This is a genomic window from Bacteroidota bacterium (genome assembly GCA_030706745.1).
In the GTDB taxonomy this organism is placed as follows: domain Bacteria; phylum Bacteroidota; class Ignavibacteria; order Palsa-1295; family Palsa-1295; genus PALSA-1295.
This window is the reverse complement of sequence record JAUZNX010000003.1, coordinates 343,465-361,729: the sequence shown is the minus strand read 5'-3', so window position 1 is coordinate 361,729 and position 18,265 is coordinate 343,465. Positions and strand designations below refer to the sequence as shown.

The 18,265-nt window shown below is 51.9% G+C and carries 11 protein-coding genes and 1 tRNA gene; 6 read left to right on the top strand and 6 right to left on the bottom strand.

From position 1 onward, the window contains the following. Both Q8902_06295 and aspS read right to left on the bottom strand, forming a co-directional pair. A partial coding sequence (locus tag Q8902_06295) for a hypothetical protein (protein ID MDP4199161.1) occupies positions 1 to 1,403 on the bottom strand: 1,403 nt, incomplete at its 3' end. A gap of 242 nt (positions 1,404 to 1,645) precedes the next feature. Then, entirely contained in the window at positions 1,646 to 3,394 is a 1,749-nt protein-coding gene (gene aspS, locus Q8902_06290) for an aspartate--tRNA ligase (GenBank protein MDP4199160.1), read from the bottom strand. Between the two features lie 90 nt (positions 3,395 to 3,484). Between aspS and Q8902_06285 the strand changes: the two genes are divergently transcribed. After that, positions 3,485 to 5,017 carry a hypothetical protein gene (locus Q8902_06285; protein ID MDP4199159.1) on the top strand — a complete coding sequence of 511 codons (1,533 nt, stop codon included), beginning with the start codon at positions 3,485 to 3,487 and terminating at the stop codon, positions 5,015 to 5,017. Between the two features lie 7 nt (positions 5,018 to 5,024). On the opposite strand, the gene arsB is transcribed toward Q8902_06285, so the two are convergent. Next, positions 5,025 to 6,095, bottom strand: a complete 1,071-nt coding sequence (gene arsB / locus Q8902_06280) for an ACR3 family arsenite efflux transporter (GenBank protein ID MDP4199158.1) — start codon at positions 6,093 to 6,095, stop codon at positions 5,025 to 5,027. A 55-nt stretch (positions 6,096 to 6,150) separates the two neighbouring features. After that, positions 6,151 to 6,615: an arsenate reductase ArsC gene (locus Q8902_06275; GenBank protein MDP4199157.1), complete on the bottom strand. Its 465-nt coding sequence runs from the start codon at positions 6,613 to 6,615 to the stop codon at positions 6,151 to 6,153. 226 nt (positions 6,616 to 6,841) lie between these two features. Between Q8902_06275 and Q8902_06270 the strand changes: the two genes are divergently transcribed. The 4 genes from Q8902_06270 to Q8902_06255 are packed head-to-tail and all read left to right on the top strand — an operon-like array spanning position 6,842 to position 13,370. After that, complete coding sequence (locus Q8902_06270) at positions 6,842 to 8,185, top strand: TolC family protein (GenBank protein ID MDP4199156.1); 1,344 nt, start codon at positions 6,842 to 6,844, stop codon at positions 8,183 to 8,185. Continuing rightward, positions 8,175 to 9,191, top strand: a complete 1,017-nt coding sequence (locus Q8902_06265; protein ID MDP4199155.1) for an HlyD family efflux transporter periplasmic adaptor subunit — start codon at positions 8,175 to 8,177, stop codon at positions 9,189 to 9,191. Before Q8902_06270 ends, Q8902_06265 begins: the two co-directional genes overlap by 11 nt. Positions 9,192 to 9,232: 41 nt before the next feature. Continuing rightward, on the top strand, positions 9,233 to 12,310 hold the full coding sequence (locus tag Q8902_06260; protein MDP4199154.1) for an efflux RND transporter permease subunit: 3,078 nt from the start codon (positions 9,233 to 9,235) through the stop codon (positions 12,308 to 12,310). Position 12,311: 1 nt separating this feature from the next. Beyond that, positions 12,312 to 13,370: a YncE family protein gene (locus tag Q8902_06255; GenBank protein ID MDP4199153.1), complete on the top strand. Its 1,059-nt coding sequence runs from the start codon at positions 12,312 to 12,314 to the stop codon at positions 13,368 to 13,370. Here the strand turns inward: Q8902_06255 and Q8902_06250 are convergent. Together Q8902_06250 and Q8902_06245 are read right to left on the bottom strand one after the other, a co-directional pair. After that, positions 13,368 to 13,439: transfer RNA gene (locus tag Q8902_06250), tRNA-Glu, on the bottom strand. The two genes, Q8902_06255 and Q8902_06250, sit on opposite strands and share 3 nt — an antisense overlap. A 143-nt stretch (positions 13,440 to 13,582) precedes the next feature. Further along, a complete protein-coding gene (locus Q8902_06245) occupies positions 13,583 to 14,611 on the bottom strand; it encodes a YihY/virulence factor BrkB family protein (protein MDP4199152.1) in 1,029 nt (342 codons plus the stop codon). Between the two features lie 133 nt (positions 14,612 to 14,744). Here Q8902_06245 and Q8902_06240 point away from each other — a divergent pair, with 133 nt between their 5' ends. Further along, positions 14,745 to 18,197, top strand: a complete 3,453-nt coding sequence (locus Q8902_06240) for a peptide-N-glycosidase F-related protein (protein MDP4199151.1) — start codon at positions 14,745 to 14,747, stop codon at positions 18,195 to 18,197. The last annotated feature ends 68 nt before the right edge of the window (positions 18,198 to 18,265 follow it).

Sequence of the window (18,265 nt, the reverse complement as noted above, 5' to 3'; positions counted from 1 at the left end):
TCGATCGTGAGATTGTCCGACGGGGCCTGATCCGCCGTTGGCGTCAGACCGAATACCGTTGCCGTGTCCTCATAGATATTCCATGAGCCGGGGGCCGGACCTGTCGTATACGATGACGTAGGACTGTTAAACACGATCAGCTTCGAAGCAAACGCGCCTGGAAGATTTGCTGCCGTTATCACCGAGTCATACGTGTAGATATAGTTCGACGCACCGAGCACCGTCGTGCGGAATCGCACGGTGAGCTGGGTCGGGATGCCCGTGCCTTGATTCGTGATTTGGACCGTCGGGTAAAGCTGTGTGCTCGGCTGATAGTATGGAGTCGCTGGCCTGGTACCCGTCGGGCTTTGGCTCATGTAGCAGAAGTCCGCCGAAAAATCAGATGGCCAAGCGATGAAGATCATGTAACTGACCTGCGGCATGTCGCAATTGCAGTTGCCAAGGTGCGGCGGGCCATAACCAGGATACGACGAGTATGTAACGCGCGAGCCCGCCGAGTTCAGCGTGTACTGACCCGTGCCAGCGCCATAAGCCCATACAGGGGCCGCACCACCCGGAGCCATGGAATTCGTACCGTTATTGTACGAACGCACCGGATTATTGAAGTTGATCATCATGTACTGGCCGCCGGTCTCTTTGATACCAGTCTCGGCGCCGTCACCGTCATAATTGAATGTGCCGCTCACGTAGCCGTAGCCCCAGCCATATGTGCTGCGTGTCCCGATTTGGGGCGCGTAGTTGAACTGGAACTTCGAGATTCCATTCTCGAAAAAGACGACCTGATGGCTCTCTTCGAGTGTCGAATTACCACTATACACATAAGCGTAATATGAGTGGTTGTGGAGCGTCTCGACGACGAGCTGGCGGTTCGGTGCCGTTCCAAGAACAGCCCATTGAATTTGCGCCGCCGAGCCTCCGGGAGCGAAGGCATTGTAGTTCAGGTACTCCATTGCGGCGGCTTTATAGTTCGGATAATAGTAGCCGCTTTCGCCATATTGGAAGTCATACGGAATATCATAGGCGCTGGAGATCTGCCCACTACCGTAGTCGTAATCGTAGCCATAATTATAGCCATCCTCAAAGTCGTATGGCTGGCCGATGTAGGTCTGGCTTAGAATCACGGATCCGCATCCGTTGACGACGAAACTATTACTACTGGTATACGTCGTGTTTAAGAAGCGGAAGGAGAATGGGAATGGCTGTGCGCTCGACACGTTGTAGTAATAGCTCGGGAGACCCGAGAGCACCGTACCTGATGCGAGCGGTTGCCAACTACTGCCCGAACCGGTCGTGGTCCGTAGTAGATATTGGTTTATGGTGTATGGCTGCGCCTGGGAGAGCCTTGGCGATAGGATCGCGCCCATCAGCAGCACAGCCAGGAAGACAATGTAGAGTTTCCTCATAGCGTAAGACGAATTATGTTGTAAATGAAGACGATGTTATCCCAATTACCAAAGCGACTGCGACAACAACGATCTGAAATCACATCTCCCGAAGATTCGAGGGATATAACTCAAGCCCGAAGTCTAAGTCATGTTTGGAAGACATGATTAGAATTTTCGGCCATTGTGGTACCGACACGCCAGAATGGCCCAATGTTACAAGAGTTTCACACTTTATTTGGCAAATCTTGTGGAAAGCTATTTCATTTAACTATGGAGAGTTTCAATTCAGCCAGTTGTCTGGAATCAATGACTGATGGTGCACTGTCCATAAGACTCTGCATGCTGGTTGTCTTGGGAAATGCTATTACGTCGCGAATATTCTCTGTTCCTGTGCAGAGCATAACAATGCGATCGATCCCCAGGGCCATGCCTCCGTGTGGAGGAGCGCCGTATTGAAAAGCCTCGAGGATGAAGCCAAACTTCTCAATTTGTTGCTCTGGGCTAAGTCCGAGCAGGGTAAAAACCTGTTCCTGCATTGACCGTTCATGAATACGGATGGACCCGGATCCAAGTTCATAGCCATTGATCACAATATCATAGGCACGGGCACGAACATGTTCCAAACCTTCGGATCGTCGTTTCCAGTCGTGGGGATCCGGAGCAGTAAAGGGATGATGCTTAAATGTAAATGTCCCCGTTTCTTCGTCTTGCTCGAACATTGGAAAATTCGTGACCCATGCCGGAGCGAATTCAAATTGCTTGCCTGTTAGCAAGCCAAGGCGATCTGCAAGGTCGGATCGCAATGCCCCAAGAATTGTGCAGGCGCGCTCCCATTTGGCGTGACTTACGATCAGGATTAGATCGCCAACGCCAGCACCGGAGACGGCGCGAATGTCGTTCAGCAGGTCTTCGGATAAAAACTTCTTCGCGCTGGAGTCACAGCCCTCGGCAGTGACTTTTACCCACACAAGACCGCCGGCTCCGTAAACCTTTGCATGGTCTGTTAATGAGTCGAGTTGCTTGCGTGACCATGCAGCGCCACCCGGCGCGACGACGGCGCCGATCATTCCATGCCGCTTTTCGAGCACGTCAGTGAAAACTTTGAATTCAGTCTTGCTTCTGACCATTTCGGTCAGCGTCTGAATCTCAAGCCCATAGCGTAGGTCCGGCTTATCGGATCCGAAGCGGCTCATGGCTTCGTGATAACTCAATTGAAGAAATTTGGGCAATGTGAGACCGAGTTCGGCCCACACACGGGCAAGGCAACCTTCCATGACGTCCATAATGGCTGATTCATTCGGAAAACTCAGTTCGACATCGAGCTGCGTGAATTCCGGCTGGCGATCAGCGCGTAAATCCTCATCGCGGAAGCATCGGGCGATTTGAAAATACCGGTCGAATCCCGAGATCATCAGGACCTGCTTATAGAGCTGCGGGGATTGTGGCAGCGCATAGAAGGATCCGGGATGCAGTCGGCTTGGCACTAAAAAATCGCGGGCACCCTCAGGCGTTGCCTTCATCAAAATCGGAGTCTCAATTTCGAGGAATCCGCGCTCATCAAAATAATCACGGATGGTTTTTGTGATCTTATGTCGTTTTGCGAGCTTCTCTTGTAAACTCGGACGCCGGAGGTCGAGATAGCGATACTTCAGACGAAGGTCTTCGTTTGCCGTTGTATCCTCCTTGACTTCGAAGGGAGGCACGGCCGATTGATTCAAGATTTCGAGATAGTCAACCAGCAATTCGATCTCGCCCGTTGGAAGTTTCGGATTCGGATTCTCACGCTGCCGGACCGTACCTTGAACGGCAATCACAAATTCTGAGCGCAAGACCCGCCCCTCTTCATACAGCGAAGACGTTTCGGCATCGGGCTGGATCACGCACTGGCATTTGCCGGATCGATCTCGAACATCGAAGAAGAGGACGCCGCCAAGATCGCGGGCGCTTGCAATCCAGCCATTAAGTACGACTTGCTCTCCGATATTGGACTGGCGAAGCTCGCCTGCCATGATTGTCCGACGTTTGAATGACATTATTTGAATTTCGTTGGAAACTACAAAGATACGAACCGAACCCGGCTTGAAGGACATTAACACGGCGTGAGAATACTTCCCTCCAGCCGCGAAGGCAGATATTTGGCGCTTATCTTCGCGCTGCTTTCGGTTACGCTCCTGTTTCCGCTCAATGATGACAATGGCCATTGGGAATCCATGGCGTTCGATCTCATTCATTTCGGCCGATGGCCATACGTTGGCACATGGGATCAGAATTTCCCAGGTATGATTGTGTTCCATTTGGTCGCGATTCTGTTGTTCGGACCTTCTGATCTTGGCTTTCGGCTGCTCGACGTTCTGCTGCAGACCGCTGCCGCCTTGATGCTGTTCCGCTTCTGGAAAAACTGGCTTGAAGATCGTACCGCCTGGTTGGCTGTCTTTATCTATGTTTTTTATTATATTCGAAGCGATCCATTCGTTGGAGGGGAGCGTGATGTCTATGCATCATTGCTCCTTATTGCGGCAGCATTTCCTTTTGTAAGGCGAGAACAGCCGACTTGCTCCGCAAAGCAACTGATTTCGAGCGGGTTACTTGCTGGTTTTGCCGTCCTGATTCGGCCATCATACGAAATATATGCATTGCTTCTGGTCGCATTCACCTCACTTCGCAGCCAACCGAAACGCGCAGCGTTGCTTTTGGTCGTGAGTGTCCTTCCGCTAGCATTATCGTTTGGAGTATATGCACTCTGGCCTTATGCCTTGCGTGAATATTGGTACTCGACAGTACTATTTAATTTGGATACATATGGGCATCTCGCGCGACCATTCTCCGGGTTCTGGCGAAGTCTCATATCACCAAAACTTCTGAGCATTCCATTCGTTTTCGGAATTGGGCTCGTGCTTTTGAAGCGGGCGCCCCCAATTCGACTCACACGAGAGCTTCGTTTATTGTACATCGCAAGTATCGTTTTGACGCTTGCCGTCGTGCTTCTACAACGAAAGTACTATCTATATCATTTTGCGATGTTCTCAATCCTGCTCACACCGATTGCAGCAATCGGTATCGAGCGCGTGCTTTGCTATTTGCCACGAAAGAGCCAGTGGCCGATTTTCATCGCGGTCTATTTTGCGTGTTCATTACCGTATGAAGAGCTATGGAAGCATATGGCTGCTCGACCTTCGGGTCAACCCCTAACTGCCAAGATTCTGGCCTCATATCATGCGATGGTCTGGCCAGATACGGCAGAGAACAGAGTCGTGGAATATCTGAGTGCGCCTAGGCGCTCTGAAGGCTACGTGGAGGTGTGCTCGTACGATCCACGCATGCGCCTGCATCTTCGTCGAGAGCCCGCAGGTCCCTATGCATCGCTTCACGCGATTGGAATGCGAGCTGACACATCGAATCCGAATGGGTTCACACCGTATCAGAAAGAATGGCGCAGAGCTTACATTGATACACTCGTTCTGGCGCGGCCTCGGTTTATTGTAATCTGTCGCGGTTCTATTGCAGAATATCTCATCGATCCCTATTCGTCACTACTTCATTCGTTACCGGGGTTCGATAGCCTGCTATTGGCATCGTACCATCTCGATACAATCTTCGGAAGGGACGAGATTTATCACCGTAAGGATCAATAAACGGTCGCTATTTCAGCACCGTGGATGGAACGGCCACGGTGAAATAGCGCTGCTGGAAAAAGAGTGACACGTTAACGAGTCCGATCATCACGGGGACTTCGACCAGCGGCCCAATCACTGCGGCAAACGCGGCGCCTGAATTGATACCGAACACTGCAATTGCAACGGCAATCGCGAGCTCGAAATTATTGCTTGCCGCCGTAAACGAGAGTGTCGCAGTTTTCGAATAATCCGCGCCAAGTCTTTTACCCATGTAGAATGAGATCAGGAACATAGCCACAAAATAAATTACGAGCGGAATGGCGATGCGAACAACATCTAATGGAAGTTGGACGATGTAACTGCCTTTGAGCGAGAACATCAGAACGATTGTGAAGAGCAATGCAATGAGTGTCAGCGGGCTCACGCGAGGAAGGAATATGCTCGAATACCACGCGAGACCCTTGGACCGGATAAGAATCGTGCGAGTAAGAAAGCCGGCAAGGCAAGGGATGCCAAGATAGATCAGCACGCTTTCACCAACAGATCCAATCGAAATGTTGACGGCGGCCCCATGCATTCCGAATTGAGCGGGCAATATCGTGATGAAGAGCCAGGCGTAGGCAGAATAAAAAAATACCTGGAAAAGAGAGTTGAACGCAACCAGACCTGCGGCGTATTCGGTGTCGCCTTTGGCCAGCTCATTCCATACGATTACCATCGCGATGCAGCGAGCCAAACCAATCATGATCAGGCCGGCCATATATTCCGGATATGCGTGAAGAAAAATGATCGCTAACGCAAACATGAGGATCGGTCCAATCAACCAGTTTTGCACGAGAGAAAGCAATAGGATGCGACGGTCCCGAAGGACTTCGTGAAGCTCTTCGTATTTTACTCGTGTGAACGGCGGGTACATCATCACGATGAGTCCGATCGCGATAGGAATTGACGTCGTGCCAATGCTGAATCGACCGAGAAACGGGACGATGCCCGGCAGGAGCCAGCCGGCGAGAATACCAACGGCCATCGCCGCAAAAATCCAGCCGGTTAAATACCTGTCGAGAAATCCGAGCCGAGAGGATATTGGCGAAATCATACAGCGTAGCGTCCGAGAAAAAATGACAAGGCTATGAGTTTAATCCAGATTTGCATCAAACCAGAACTGCCTCGAGCGTTTGCTCCGAAGTCTTACAATTAATGTGGCACCACTCTTCGATCCGTGCACGAATAGCATCGCGGACTGTGCGGGTTCGAGCCAACTGTTCCTCATAGGAGCCTGTAAATGCAGAAGGGTCGGGGAAAGACCAGTGCTCCCGCCTTGCCGGGCCGGGGAAAACCGGACACCGCTCTGCGCTTGCTTCATCGCATACGGTGACGACCAGTTCGAACAATTTGCCGGATTTCCAAACATCGAAGACATCCCGTGTCGGATTCTTCGAAATGTCCATACCGATTTCCATCATTGCATCGATGGCCAGCGGATTCAGTGTTCCAGGAGTAAGACCAGCGCTTTCGGCAGCCCATTCTGTGCCACACATCGAATTCAGGAATGCCTCTGCCATTTGAGAGCGAGCACTATTGTGCACACAAATAAATAGGATGTTGCGAGTTCTCATGGCGTGTGAAAGTCCCGTCGAATTCGATTCGTTTCCGGGCACGGAATTCGTAATGATTTCTTAATGGTGAATTCTTTGCTTTAGGGCAGACACGGAAATAGCACATGTTAGGTTACTCTATTCTGATGTTACTCGCAGATCTACGAATTGCTGACAATGCGGAAACATCCTGGCATTTCCTCCGGGATATTCAGAAGAACTCATACGCTCACCAGATTCAACTCTCTTGATCGTCAATTTTCGTGTAGCCGCTCCCGTAAAGCGATTCGGCGCCATATTCTTGCTGCTACTGCTCACACCAGCAAATATATTGGCGCAACGGATGCTCACGCTGGATGGCGCCATCTCGGCCGCCGAGGAGCATTCACCGCTGCTTCAGTCTTCTGCCTATGGCGTTCAGGAGGCTGCATTGCTTGTACACGAGACTCAACTCCCCCCATTTCCCGCTCTCAAATATAAGGTGGGAGCGAGCTATGCACCGACTGGCAGAAATCTTGGGTATGATCCCACGATTACTAATGAGGGGCAGTTGAATGGACAGCTTAGTGTCGAAGGCACAATCTATAGTGGAGGCGTCAATGCGGTTCGCAAGAGTCAGGCAAATTTAGATTTCGCGCATGCAAAGGCGATGCTTGAACTCACGCGTGAAAATCTCCGCTTCGATGTGACGCAAGCATTCTTGCAGGATTTGCGAGCGGCCAGAAGTATCATGACTCACCGCGAAAGCATCTTTGAATTGACCGATTACCGCGATCTTGTCGATCGCATGTTCATGGGTGGCGGGTCCGCATACACGGACCTTTTAAAAACGGAAGTACAGCTTGGCACCGAACAAATTGCACTGGAAAAAGCAATCTCCGAGGAAGTTCAGGCCCGGTATGCACTTGCCGCATTGCTCGGAGCTTCATCGGATACTCAATTCGTGGTGCGCGGTGTTTATGATTCGATCTTTGACGAACGAGCCTATCAGAAGCAGTCATTCGATTCTCTAGTGACCTTGTCAATCGGGCTTTCAGCGAATGAACTTGAGCGCGCGAGGCTGGATGTCGATCTCGTCCGCGCACAAGCTAGACCGACAGTCGATGCCAATGTCGATGCGGGGCTTCTTACTTCGGTTCAAAACTTGACCGCCCCGGCAAATGAGCGTGCCGGGATACTCGGCGCGTCGGTCGGCATTAATGTCGAAGGTCCCATACTTGACTGGGGCCTAAACAAGACCCAGATCGAAGAAAAGGAAGTTACTGCAAGAATCCTCGAGACTCAACTGCTGCAACAGCGGCGAGAGTTGATCGCTCAACTGACCCAATTGCAGGTGTTGCTCACCAGCGCGCAAGACAGACTCGCGCTCGTTCGCAGCAACATCAAACGCGCTGAGGATGCATACGCTCTTGAACGAGCGAAATACGCTGTTGGTGGTTCGCTCGCCTCCGAAGTGTTGGATGCTGAGAGGCAGATACTCGATTCCAAGCTCTCTGAACTCGACATTCTAAATGATATCGAGACGTATCGAGCAGATCTCGGGCACTTGACGGCAACATCATCAATGAAAGACTCCACCAATGCAAAGTAACATTTGGACTGCCCGGCTTTGTCTTATGGTGTTCGTAACCAGTGTCGGTTTGGGCTGCAGCAAAAAGGACACCAGCGACGAGGAGACAAACTCGGTTATGACAAAAGTATCCGTGCGCGCGGCTCTTGTGACTGTCGGCACAGTTCCAGAGCGGTTGGTTGTCACCGGGCGCACGGAAGCCCTCGCGAAAGAGAAGCTGGTGTCTCCGATCGCCGGAAAGCTCATTTCGCTCACTGGAATCGAAGGGACAATGGTCAAGGCAGGGGAGGTACTTGCGGTCATCCAGTCTAAAGAGGCGCAGGCGAGTGAGGAAGGTGCGCGTGTTATGCTGGGAGAAGCAAAAACCGCCAGCCAAAAGGCCGAGGCCGAACGCATGATGGAGCTTGCAAAGGCTGGACAGAACGGTGTTGCGGTCCGGTCGCGTATCGGGGGTCTAATCGCAACACGCACCGCAAATCCCGGAGAATTTGTTTCCGAGAATCAAGAGTTGCTCTCAATCATCGGGCCCGCCGATATTGACTTTGTTGCCGACGTTCCACTCTTTCGGATGTCGGCAATTCGGATTGGGGAATCGGCCCGCATCACGCTTCCCACCGTTGGCGCAGGAATCGCGCCGTTGCAGGCAAGAATCATCGCAATCAAGCCGCAAGCGGATTCGAGTGGACAGACAGCCAAAGTCGTATTCCATTTTGAGGGACTTACTCCGACTACGATCACCTTCCTTCGGACGGGGATTGTCGGCACAGCAGAGATCACCTTCGATCTTCGAAGTCATGCAATGCTGGTGCCCAAGAGTGCGGTTGTTCGTAACGACGAGACAAACGAGCATATTGTTATGACCTTTGGCAGTGATTCCATCGCGCACGTAGTCTCAGTCACTACCGGACCCGAAGTTGATAGCCTCGTCTCAATCGAGAGCAGCATACTGAAGCCCGGCATGAATGTTATCACGGAAGGAAATTACTCGCTGGCCGACTCTACACGAATCACGTTAATCCACCAGTAGTGAATAGTTGAGAGCATTGGATACTGGATACCCAAACTTGCATGAGCTTCATCGAAGGCGTTAAGCACCATCAGAAGTCAGTTCTCTTTGTGACTGCACTTCTGGTTGCGGCCGGAGTTTTACTGACGCGCTCAATGCCGGTCGGTTTATTCCCTGACATCACCTTTCCACGGATCGTCATTCTTGTCGATAACGGGGAAGAGCCAGCCGACCGCGTCATGGCGGACATCACCAAGCCGATCGAAGCCGCGATCAGCTCGGTACCAGGCACGCGGCTCGTCCGCTCGATCACCAGCCGCGGTTCGGCGGAAATTAATGTCTTTCTCGATTGGGGATCGAACGTAACCCAGACAATGGAATTGCTGCAAGGTCAACTTGGCAATATTCGCACGACACTCCCTGCTACGGCAATCATCACCGTTCAGCAAATGAATGTTTCGGTCTATCCGATTGAAGGATACAGTCTGACGTCGGCGAATGTCTCGCAGGTTGCAATGCGCGATCTTGCGCTCTATACGATTCGGCCCGTGCTGCTGCAAGTGCCCGGGGTCGCCAGAGTTGAGATCACCGGCGGAGAACAACGCGAGTTTTCAGTCACGGTGGATCCGGCGCGCCTTGCCTATTACCACCTTGACATTCGGCAAATCAACGATGCCATCAAGAAGACAAATGTCGTTGCTTCAACCGGTCTCGTCGAGAACAACTATCAGTTGTATCTTTCACTCGTCGATGGGCTCCTGAAGAATACGGACGACATCGGAAGTGTAACGGTGGCAACCCTTAACGGAGCACCCGTTCACGTCTCCGATCTCGCGACCGTCGTGCCAGCGGTGCAAGAAAGTTACATTCGGACGACGGCTGCCGGGCGTGACGCCGTACTCATCAACGTCATGAAGCAGCCAGCAGGCAGCACGGTCCAAATTGGGCTCGATGTGCAAGCCAGACTCGCCAGTATGAAATTACCGGCCGGTGTTCATATCGAGAATTTCTACGACCAGGCGGGATACATCAAAAACTCCATTGCGAGTACTCGTGACTCCATCGTGATTGGGATCGGCCTCTCGATGGTGGTATTGCTGCTGTTTCTTCGAAGCTGGCGGATTGCACTGGTACTGGCGCTGGTCGTGCCCGCAACGATCGCATGCACGATTGTGTGTCTTGATGCGGTCGGGCAGACAATCAACATCATGACACTTGGTGGGATTGCCGCCGCCGTTGGACTAATCATCGACGACTCAATCGTCATCATCGAGAATATCTTTACCCACTTTGCGCTCGAACATCCTCGCGGGGGCCGAATGGTATTCTTGAGTGCGGCGCGAACGGCCATCAAGGAGATCATGCCTGCCGTGTTCGGTTCAACGGCAAGCACCATCGTGATTAACATTCCGCTCGCATTTTTAGGGGGCATCACCGGCGCGTTTTTTCAGCCGCTCTCCCTCACAATGGTCTTCGCGCTTCTGATCTCATTCGCATTCTCACTCACGCTCGCACCGATCCTTGCTTCGCTGTTTCTTCGAAAGCAAGACGTCAAGCGCGAGATTGAGAAGGAACGCCGGCCTGGACGGATATTCCGGTCTTACGAGTCTCTGATGGAAAATCTGTTTCGGTTTCGTTGGGTCTCGATTGTTGTCGTGCTGGCGATCTTTGCTGTTACCTACCTCGTTTATACTCAAGTAGGAAGCTCGTTTATGCCTGAGATGGATGAGGGCACCTTTGTCCTGGACTATTCTTCTCCGCCGGGCACCTCGCTCACTGAGACAAACCGCATGCTGATGAATGTGGAGCGGATTCTGCTCAAGACTCCGGAAGTCGAGAGTTATTCGCGCCGGACCGGGACACAACTCGGCTTCTTCCTGACCGAGCCGAATACCGGGGATTATATGATCAAGCTGAAATCAGCGCGATCACGTTCGACCGACGATGTCATCAATGAAGTCCGCTCAAGGTTAGCTATGAGCGAACCGGCCTTGCGGATTGATTTTGGGCAACTACTGGCCGATGTAATTGGTGATTTGACCAACAGTCCGTCGCCCATCGAGATCAAGCTCTTCAGCGATAACTTTGCACTGCGCGATAGCATGGCCGTCCAGATCGAAAAAGCGATCGAAAATGTCAAGGGCGTCGCTGATCCATTTAATGGCATTGTGATTTCGGGTTCGTCGATTGTGTTCCATGTCGATCCACGCAAGGCGTCCTACTATGGTCTTACCACGACCGACGTTCAGGACCAACTCGAAACAATGATGGAAGGGACAGTCGAATCGAACGTACAGTTGCCAGAGAAGGTCGTTGGCATTCGTGTTCGCCTGCCTCGGTCCTATAAGACAGACTTGGATTCGATTTCAAAGATCACGATCACCGGTACGAATGGCTTGCTCGTTCCGATCGAAGCAATTGCCTCGATCTCCCGGACGGTCGGTCAAGCAGAACTGGATCGAGAGGGCTTCCGCTCCTATGTTGCCGTAACTGCCCGCCTCGAAAACCGCGATCTTGGCAGCACTATGGCTGATGTCAAGAAGAAAATTGCCGCGATCCATCTTCCGCAGGGCGTCAAGCTCGAATATGGGGGAGTATATGAAACGCAACAGGAGTCATTTCAGAACTTGCTGATCGTGGCACTCCTCGCCTTACTTTTAGTCTCATTTGTACTTCTCGTTGAGTTTCGCGAGTTCAGCGTCCCTGCAGCCATTCTCATTGTGACTCTGCTTTCTCTTGTGGGTGTCATGACTGCACTCTGGGTGACTGGCATGACCATTAACATTTCAAGCCTCGTCGGTATGATCATGATTATCGGGATCGTAGCAGAGAACGCAATCTTCATTTTGCACTATGCGAAGCTGCCAGAAATGCGCGCGCAAGGTCTCAGACATTCCTTGATCGAAGCCGCTCGGCATCGCGCTCGGCCGATTGCCATGACGACGCTCGCCGCGATCCTGGCGCTGCTGCCACTTGCCATTGGCTACGGGCAAGGCGCACAAATGCAACAGCCATTGGCTATCGCGGTCATTGGCGGATTTACAGTCGCAAGTATCATGCTGTTCTTCTTGCTGCCAATGTTGTATGTTCTGTTTCATGGGGAAGAAGATCCCATCGAGCCAATTTCCCCAGTATCGTAACATGAAATTCGTTCATCGCTTTATTTCGGCATCCATTCTGTGCCTGACACTCTTCTCCTCTTGCCTGATGGCCCAGCCTCGGTACGAATTCCTGAAGAAGACCATAATCGGCGGCGAGGGCGGATGGGATTATCTGATGATCGATAACCCTAGCCGACATCTCTTTATCGCACATGCCACCCAAGTGGACGTGTATGATCTCGATCATGATTCCGTGATTGCACATATCCGTCATACTGAGGGTGTCCACGGCGTTGCGATCGGACAGAGGTCACGGAGAGGCTTTATTTCGTGCGGTCGCTCGAACAGCGTCCTTATGTTTGATGTAAAGACTCTCGATACACTGGGCCGGATAACCGTGGGTGAGAAACCAGACGCGATTATCTACGATCCGACTACAAACCGCATCTTAGTAATGAATGGGAAGAGCGAAGACATTTCCATCCTGGATGAGTTCACCGGTTCGGTTGTTACTACGATTAAGCTTCCCGGCGGGCCGGAATTTGCTGTTGCGGATGGTCAAGGACATGTGTTCGTCAATTTGGAAGACGAATCGAAGGTCGTCAAAATTGATACGCACGCTGACACAATCATGACAGTCTGGCCACTTGCGCCGGGCGAGCACCCGACTGGTATTGCAATGGATCAGCGTGCAAATCAACTGTACATTGGCTGCGGAAATGAGAAGATGATCGTAATGAGTGGATCAACTGGTGAGATTTATGCCACGCTCCCAATCGGAAAAGGTGTCGATGCAGTTGCGTTCGATCCAGGTGGGAACCCGTCTTATGCCTTCAGTTCGAATGGAGATGGGACCGTTACTATTATACATGGTGAAGCGCCAGTTCATAAGCTGAAGAAGCCGAAGTTTGAGGTTGTGCAAACACTGAAGACTCAGCGAGGTGCGCGGACCATTGCCCTCGACCCACGGACGCATAACATCTATCTCGCTACTGCAGAATTCGGCTCCGTGCCTGCGGCGACTGCCGAGAATCCCCATCCGCGCCCCGGCATCCTGCCTGGAACATTTTCGGTATTGAAATATGGTCTCGTGAAGTGACCCCTACGGGACTCGAACCCGTGCAGCCACCGTGAAAGGGTGGTGACCTAACCATTAGTCGAAGGGGCCTGATTCAATTACGAATTACGAATGAAGAATGACGAATTCTTCGTCCGGAATTACGTCGGCGGTTCGTAAACAGAGCACAACTTTTTACGTTCCGGCGGATTACTCCCTGGCTGAGAAGAAATGAATCTGGGTATCCTACTCCCTCAATCCTGTAGCTCTTTGGATTCCCCGACGGGTCGCGCCGGATTGCTCTTGGCCTGTTCGTATTCCGCCAAGGCTTCCGGATTAAGTGCCATCTCACCCGGATGCTTTGTCTGATCGAGAGACGGCTCGCTCGGCATTGTGGAAGGAATCCCTGCTATCTCATGCCTTTCCCGATAGAGCCACCCTACTTCTGCGCCGATCAGGAATGCCGCGCCCGCATAGTAAACCCAGAGTGATATGCCGATCAGGAAGGCATATGTGCCATAGAGGGCGCCGATCGAGCTGACATGGGTCATGTAATACACGAAAAGCAGGCGCATGGCCTCCGTGAGCGCGACAGTCGTACTTGCACTTACCATAATAACCGGCCAGGAAAGCCGTTCGTGGGGAAGCATCCGGAATAAAATAAGGTACAGCGCCGCTGATAATGCCAGCGATACCACTCGTGGGACCGCGGTATCCATGATGTAGGAGAGCCAGCCGGGCAAGATCTCCGTGCCAGCATGCTGCAACAGGGTCACGATTGGGGAAAGGAATGTTGACGAGAGCAGCAAGACCAAAATGACGATCATCAAAGCGAAATCCAAAAGCTTCTGGAATATCACATTCTTATGCGACGGGAAATTCAGGACAGCATTCAGGGAGGTCCGGAGAGTCGAAAATAATGTGCTGGCAAGCCAGAAGAGCGTGATGCCACCAACGATCCCGGCAATATGACTCATATGCCCCACCGATGTCAATTCGCGCGAGAGCCACATGCGAACATCTTCTTCATAGAGCGGGACCGGAAAGCTCTGAATAATGTAGTTGACTGCTGTCGTGACGGCGCGCTCGCTTGTAAGGGCCGTGGAGAAGAAATAGAAGACCACCAGCGATAGCGGGAGAACGCAATAGAGCACGTTGAATGCGATGCCGGAGGCCAGCAAGAAGCAGTGGTCCTCATCGACGTAGCGATAAAGGCCCACCGAATAGTATTTTATGGAGTCCCAGGCGCGCGCCGCACCCCGTTGCAATGCAAGCTGAAGCATGATAATGGATTCGAGGGTTGTAGCACCCTTTAGTGTCCGTACCAACAAAACTACGAAGCGAACGTATCGGTTAAATCTTTTCCTTCCATTATGGCGTTTTCCCACATTGCAAATATCCCTATTCTCACGCACTATGCCGTCATTTCGCCGATTCTTGTTGATTCTGACATTCTTGATCCCATTCTCGCATCTTGCAATGGGCCAGGATACCGTCGTTGTTCAAACGCTCACATACGATTCCATTGGCCGGGCCGGATTTTTCCAGTTTCCGGACACCGGCTCGTTCGAGAAGGTCCTGCTGGAGTACCGTATGCGCTGCCATCACGCGCTGATTTCGAATGGTAACAATACCGAGCAAGGATGCGGCCAATGGGATTACAATTGCGAGACGTTCCTCTGGGATTCCACTCGGACTGACTCGCTTAAGAACAAGTGGCCGTCTGCCACGATCTCGAATTGGCCGCAAAACACCAATTTTCCATATACGCTAAAGCCATCAACGAGCGTCATTCGCCGAGACTACAAGACTGTGAGTTACAGTCCGCTTCCCACATTCACGAATGCCGCAATGGGAAAGGATTCCACATCAACTACTGGTCTACTAAGTGGTCGGGCACGGCGCACGTTCTATCTTTTCAAAGCAGCAGAATTGCAGTACGCCGGACTCAAACGCGGACTCATTTCCAGATTGGCATTTCGGCAAGCAGCACCGTTTTATAATGACATTCTTAAGGACTGTCGAATCCGAATGCGGCTTGTAAGATCCGGGGTACTTCAGGAAGCATGGTCTCGTGATACCGGATTCGTAGAAGTGTGGCGTGGCAATGCCTCGATTAGCAAGACTCCATCGATTTCGCCGGACTTCATGCTCTATAATCCTGTCACTTGGGATAGCGTGTCGGATATCTTGGTCGAAGTGAGTTTTACGAATAGCAACGCCCCCGGATTCTTGCTCTACGCCCAGAATGGTACGACGGCCCTGACAAGCGAGACAGACTCTGAGTTCGCCCTCAGCTTTGGTGGCTCGGAAGGTCTGCCACTGGCGCGGCTGGAGTTCGATTCAATTTCGAAGCAGGTAACAGTTGCATTTTGGGCCTTGGGTGACACTACACGTTTTCCGGGTTCGAACAGTGTTTTTATGGAGGGCCTCGATTCACTCAATCACCGGCAAGTCAATATCCATATGCCCTGGGGAGACAATCAGATTTATTGGGATTGTGGCGGGGATGCTTCCGGTAATTTTGACCGCATTCAGAAGACGGTCCTGAAGCATGATGCAGCAGGACGATGGAATCACTGGGCATTTACCAAGAATGCCACGACCGGCAAGATGGCGATCTATCTGAACGGCTCGCTCTGGATGAGCGACACCGGCAAGCACCGTCCGATTGATATCAGTCGTATGTCCCTTGGCATGGCGATCAGTTCTGGCATCGGGTATTATGGCGATGTGCGCCAATTCGCGATGTTCGATACTGCCCTCGACTCCAACCATGTTCGTGCGATTATGCAGCAGGACTCGGCGATTTCATCCACCAGTGGCTTGATCTGCTATTTCCCACTGAACGAATCGAAAGGATCGGCTTTGCATGATAAGGCGACGAATACGACGAGCACCTTGGTCGGCATTCCGGTCTGGGATCGGGTGCGCGGGGCGGAGCTTCCAAACAACTTTGCAGTAGTGCCGAGGGCCGACATGACGTTCTATCAAGCTCCTTCGACGCAAGGCCTCCAAATTGCCGATACCTACGTGTATGACACAGTCCCCAATCATGCGAGCATGGTCACGGATTTCCGGATCGAACATCATTACGAATTTCACGTCAATGACGTGGTGGTTCCGCTCGATACAAGTTTTAAGTATTCATCGGGCAGGACCTATACGTTCGATGAACTGGGTAGGAAGGTCGATTCCGTGAACGTGCCGGCTCAGGACACCGTCCACGTTTTGCCACTCAACTACTTCACTCGTTCGACACAGAAGTTCGAGTTGATGTCCTTCGTGACACCCTATGGCATTGGTCTCGATCTTGGCAAAAATGGAAAGATGTGGGAGTTCGACGTGACCGATTACCTGCCAGTTCTCAAAGGCGGGAAGCGCCTTACGATGGAGCGAGGATCGGGTCAAGAGGAGTTCGATCTGAGATTTCTCTTCATCAAAGGCACGCCGACTCGGAATGTGCTCGATATGCAGCAAGTCTGGCCCATGACGGAAGAGAATTACCAGACGATCCAAGCTGACGACCGCTACGAACCACGGATGGTCTATCTAGAACCGCAGGCAAAAGGCTATAAGATTCGGTCGTTCATAACCGGTCACGGGCAGCAGGGAGAGTTTATCGGACAGACTCATTATATCTCCGTCAACAAGGATCTCTATGAGCGATATGTCTGGAAGGAGTGCTCTAGCAATCCGCTTTACCCGCAAGGGGGAACGTGGCCACTTAATCGCTCTGGGTGGTGCCCCGGAGCCGCGACCGATTTGGGCGAGTTCGAAATAACCGGTACCGTCAAACCGGGAGATTCCGCAATGCTTGACTATGGAGTGGAAGATGGCTCCGGTGACTCCCGATACGATCCATCGACCCAACTCGTGAGTTACGGGGCTCCGAACTTTAAGCGTGACGCGGCCATCATGGATATCTGGCGGCCATCGGACCGCATGGAGTATGCGCGTATCAATCCAGCGTGCGACCTGCCGATCGTCGTGATTCGGAATAACGGATCAGAGCCACTCGATTCCGTCCACTTTGATTATTATGTCGATGGCGGCCCACATCGCAGCTCCGATTGGTACGGTAAACTTGCATTCCTCGACACCATCTCGATTGCGCTGCCAGTTGATTCGCTCGGATTCTGGGCTTCTGATAGCGGCAAATTTCACGTCGACATATCACTTCCAAATGGAGGCGATGAATACGAGCCGAACAACCACTTCACCTCCAATTATGCAAAACCCGTTAGCTATAAGGGGGTCGTTGTGGTCAATACACTGACGAACAAGGACCCGACTTCCTACACCTTGACGGTGACCGATATGAATGGCAACCCGGTGCTTTCGCACTCCTTTGATGTCGTTACCAAACAATACTATGATTCGCTAATCTTGCCCGTCGGATGCTATACGCTCCGAATGGATGATGCGAATGAGGAAGGGCTTTCCTTCTGGGCAGACCCTCCGCTTGGTAATGGCGCGCTCCGGTTGCATCAGAGATCATCACGGAATCGGGATAGTGTTGTCAAGACCATTGGAGCCGATTTTGGTAAGTTCACCCAAATGGATTTCTCCATAACCCAATCTTCTGCCGCAGTCAACAGTGGGGAAGTGCCATACCAACGTGTGGCGCTGTACCCCAACCCGGCACACGCCATGCTGCATGTCGAGCTGGATGGCTACCCCATGCAGATGATGACCTTTGAGATATCTGATGTTAGAGGCGCTGTTGTGCGTCGCGAGCAGCGATTCACGAATACCACCGGTCAGCTTCGGGCAGATGTCGATACGCATAATCTTGCGCCAGGTTCATACGAGATCAGTATTACGACAAAGGATGGGGTCGTAACACGGATGTTCACGGTCGAATGACCGGGTATCGTTAACACTTCATTGACCATAAATTAGAACGCCGCCCTTGGGCGGCGTTCCCGAATCAA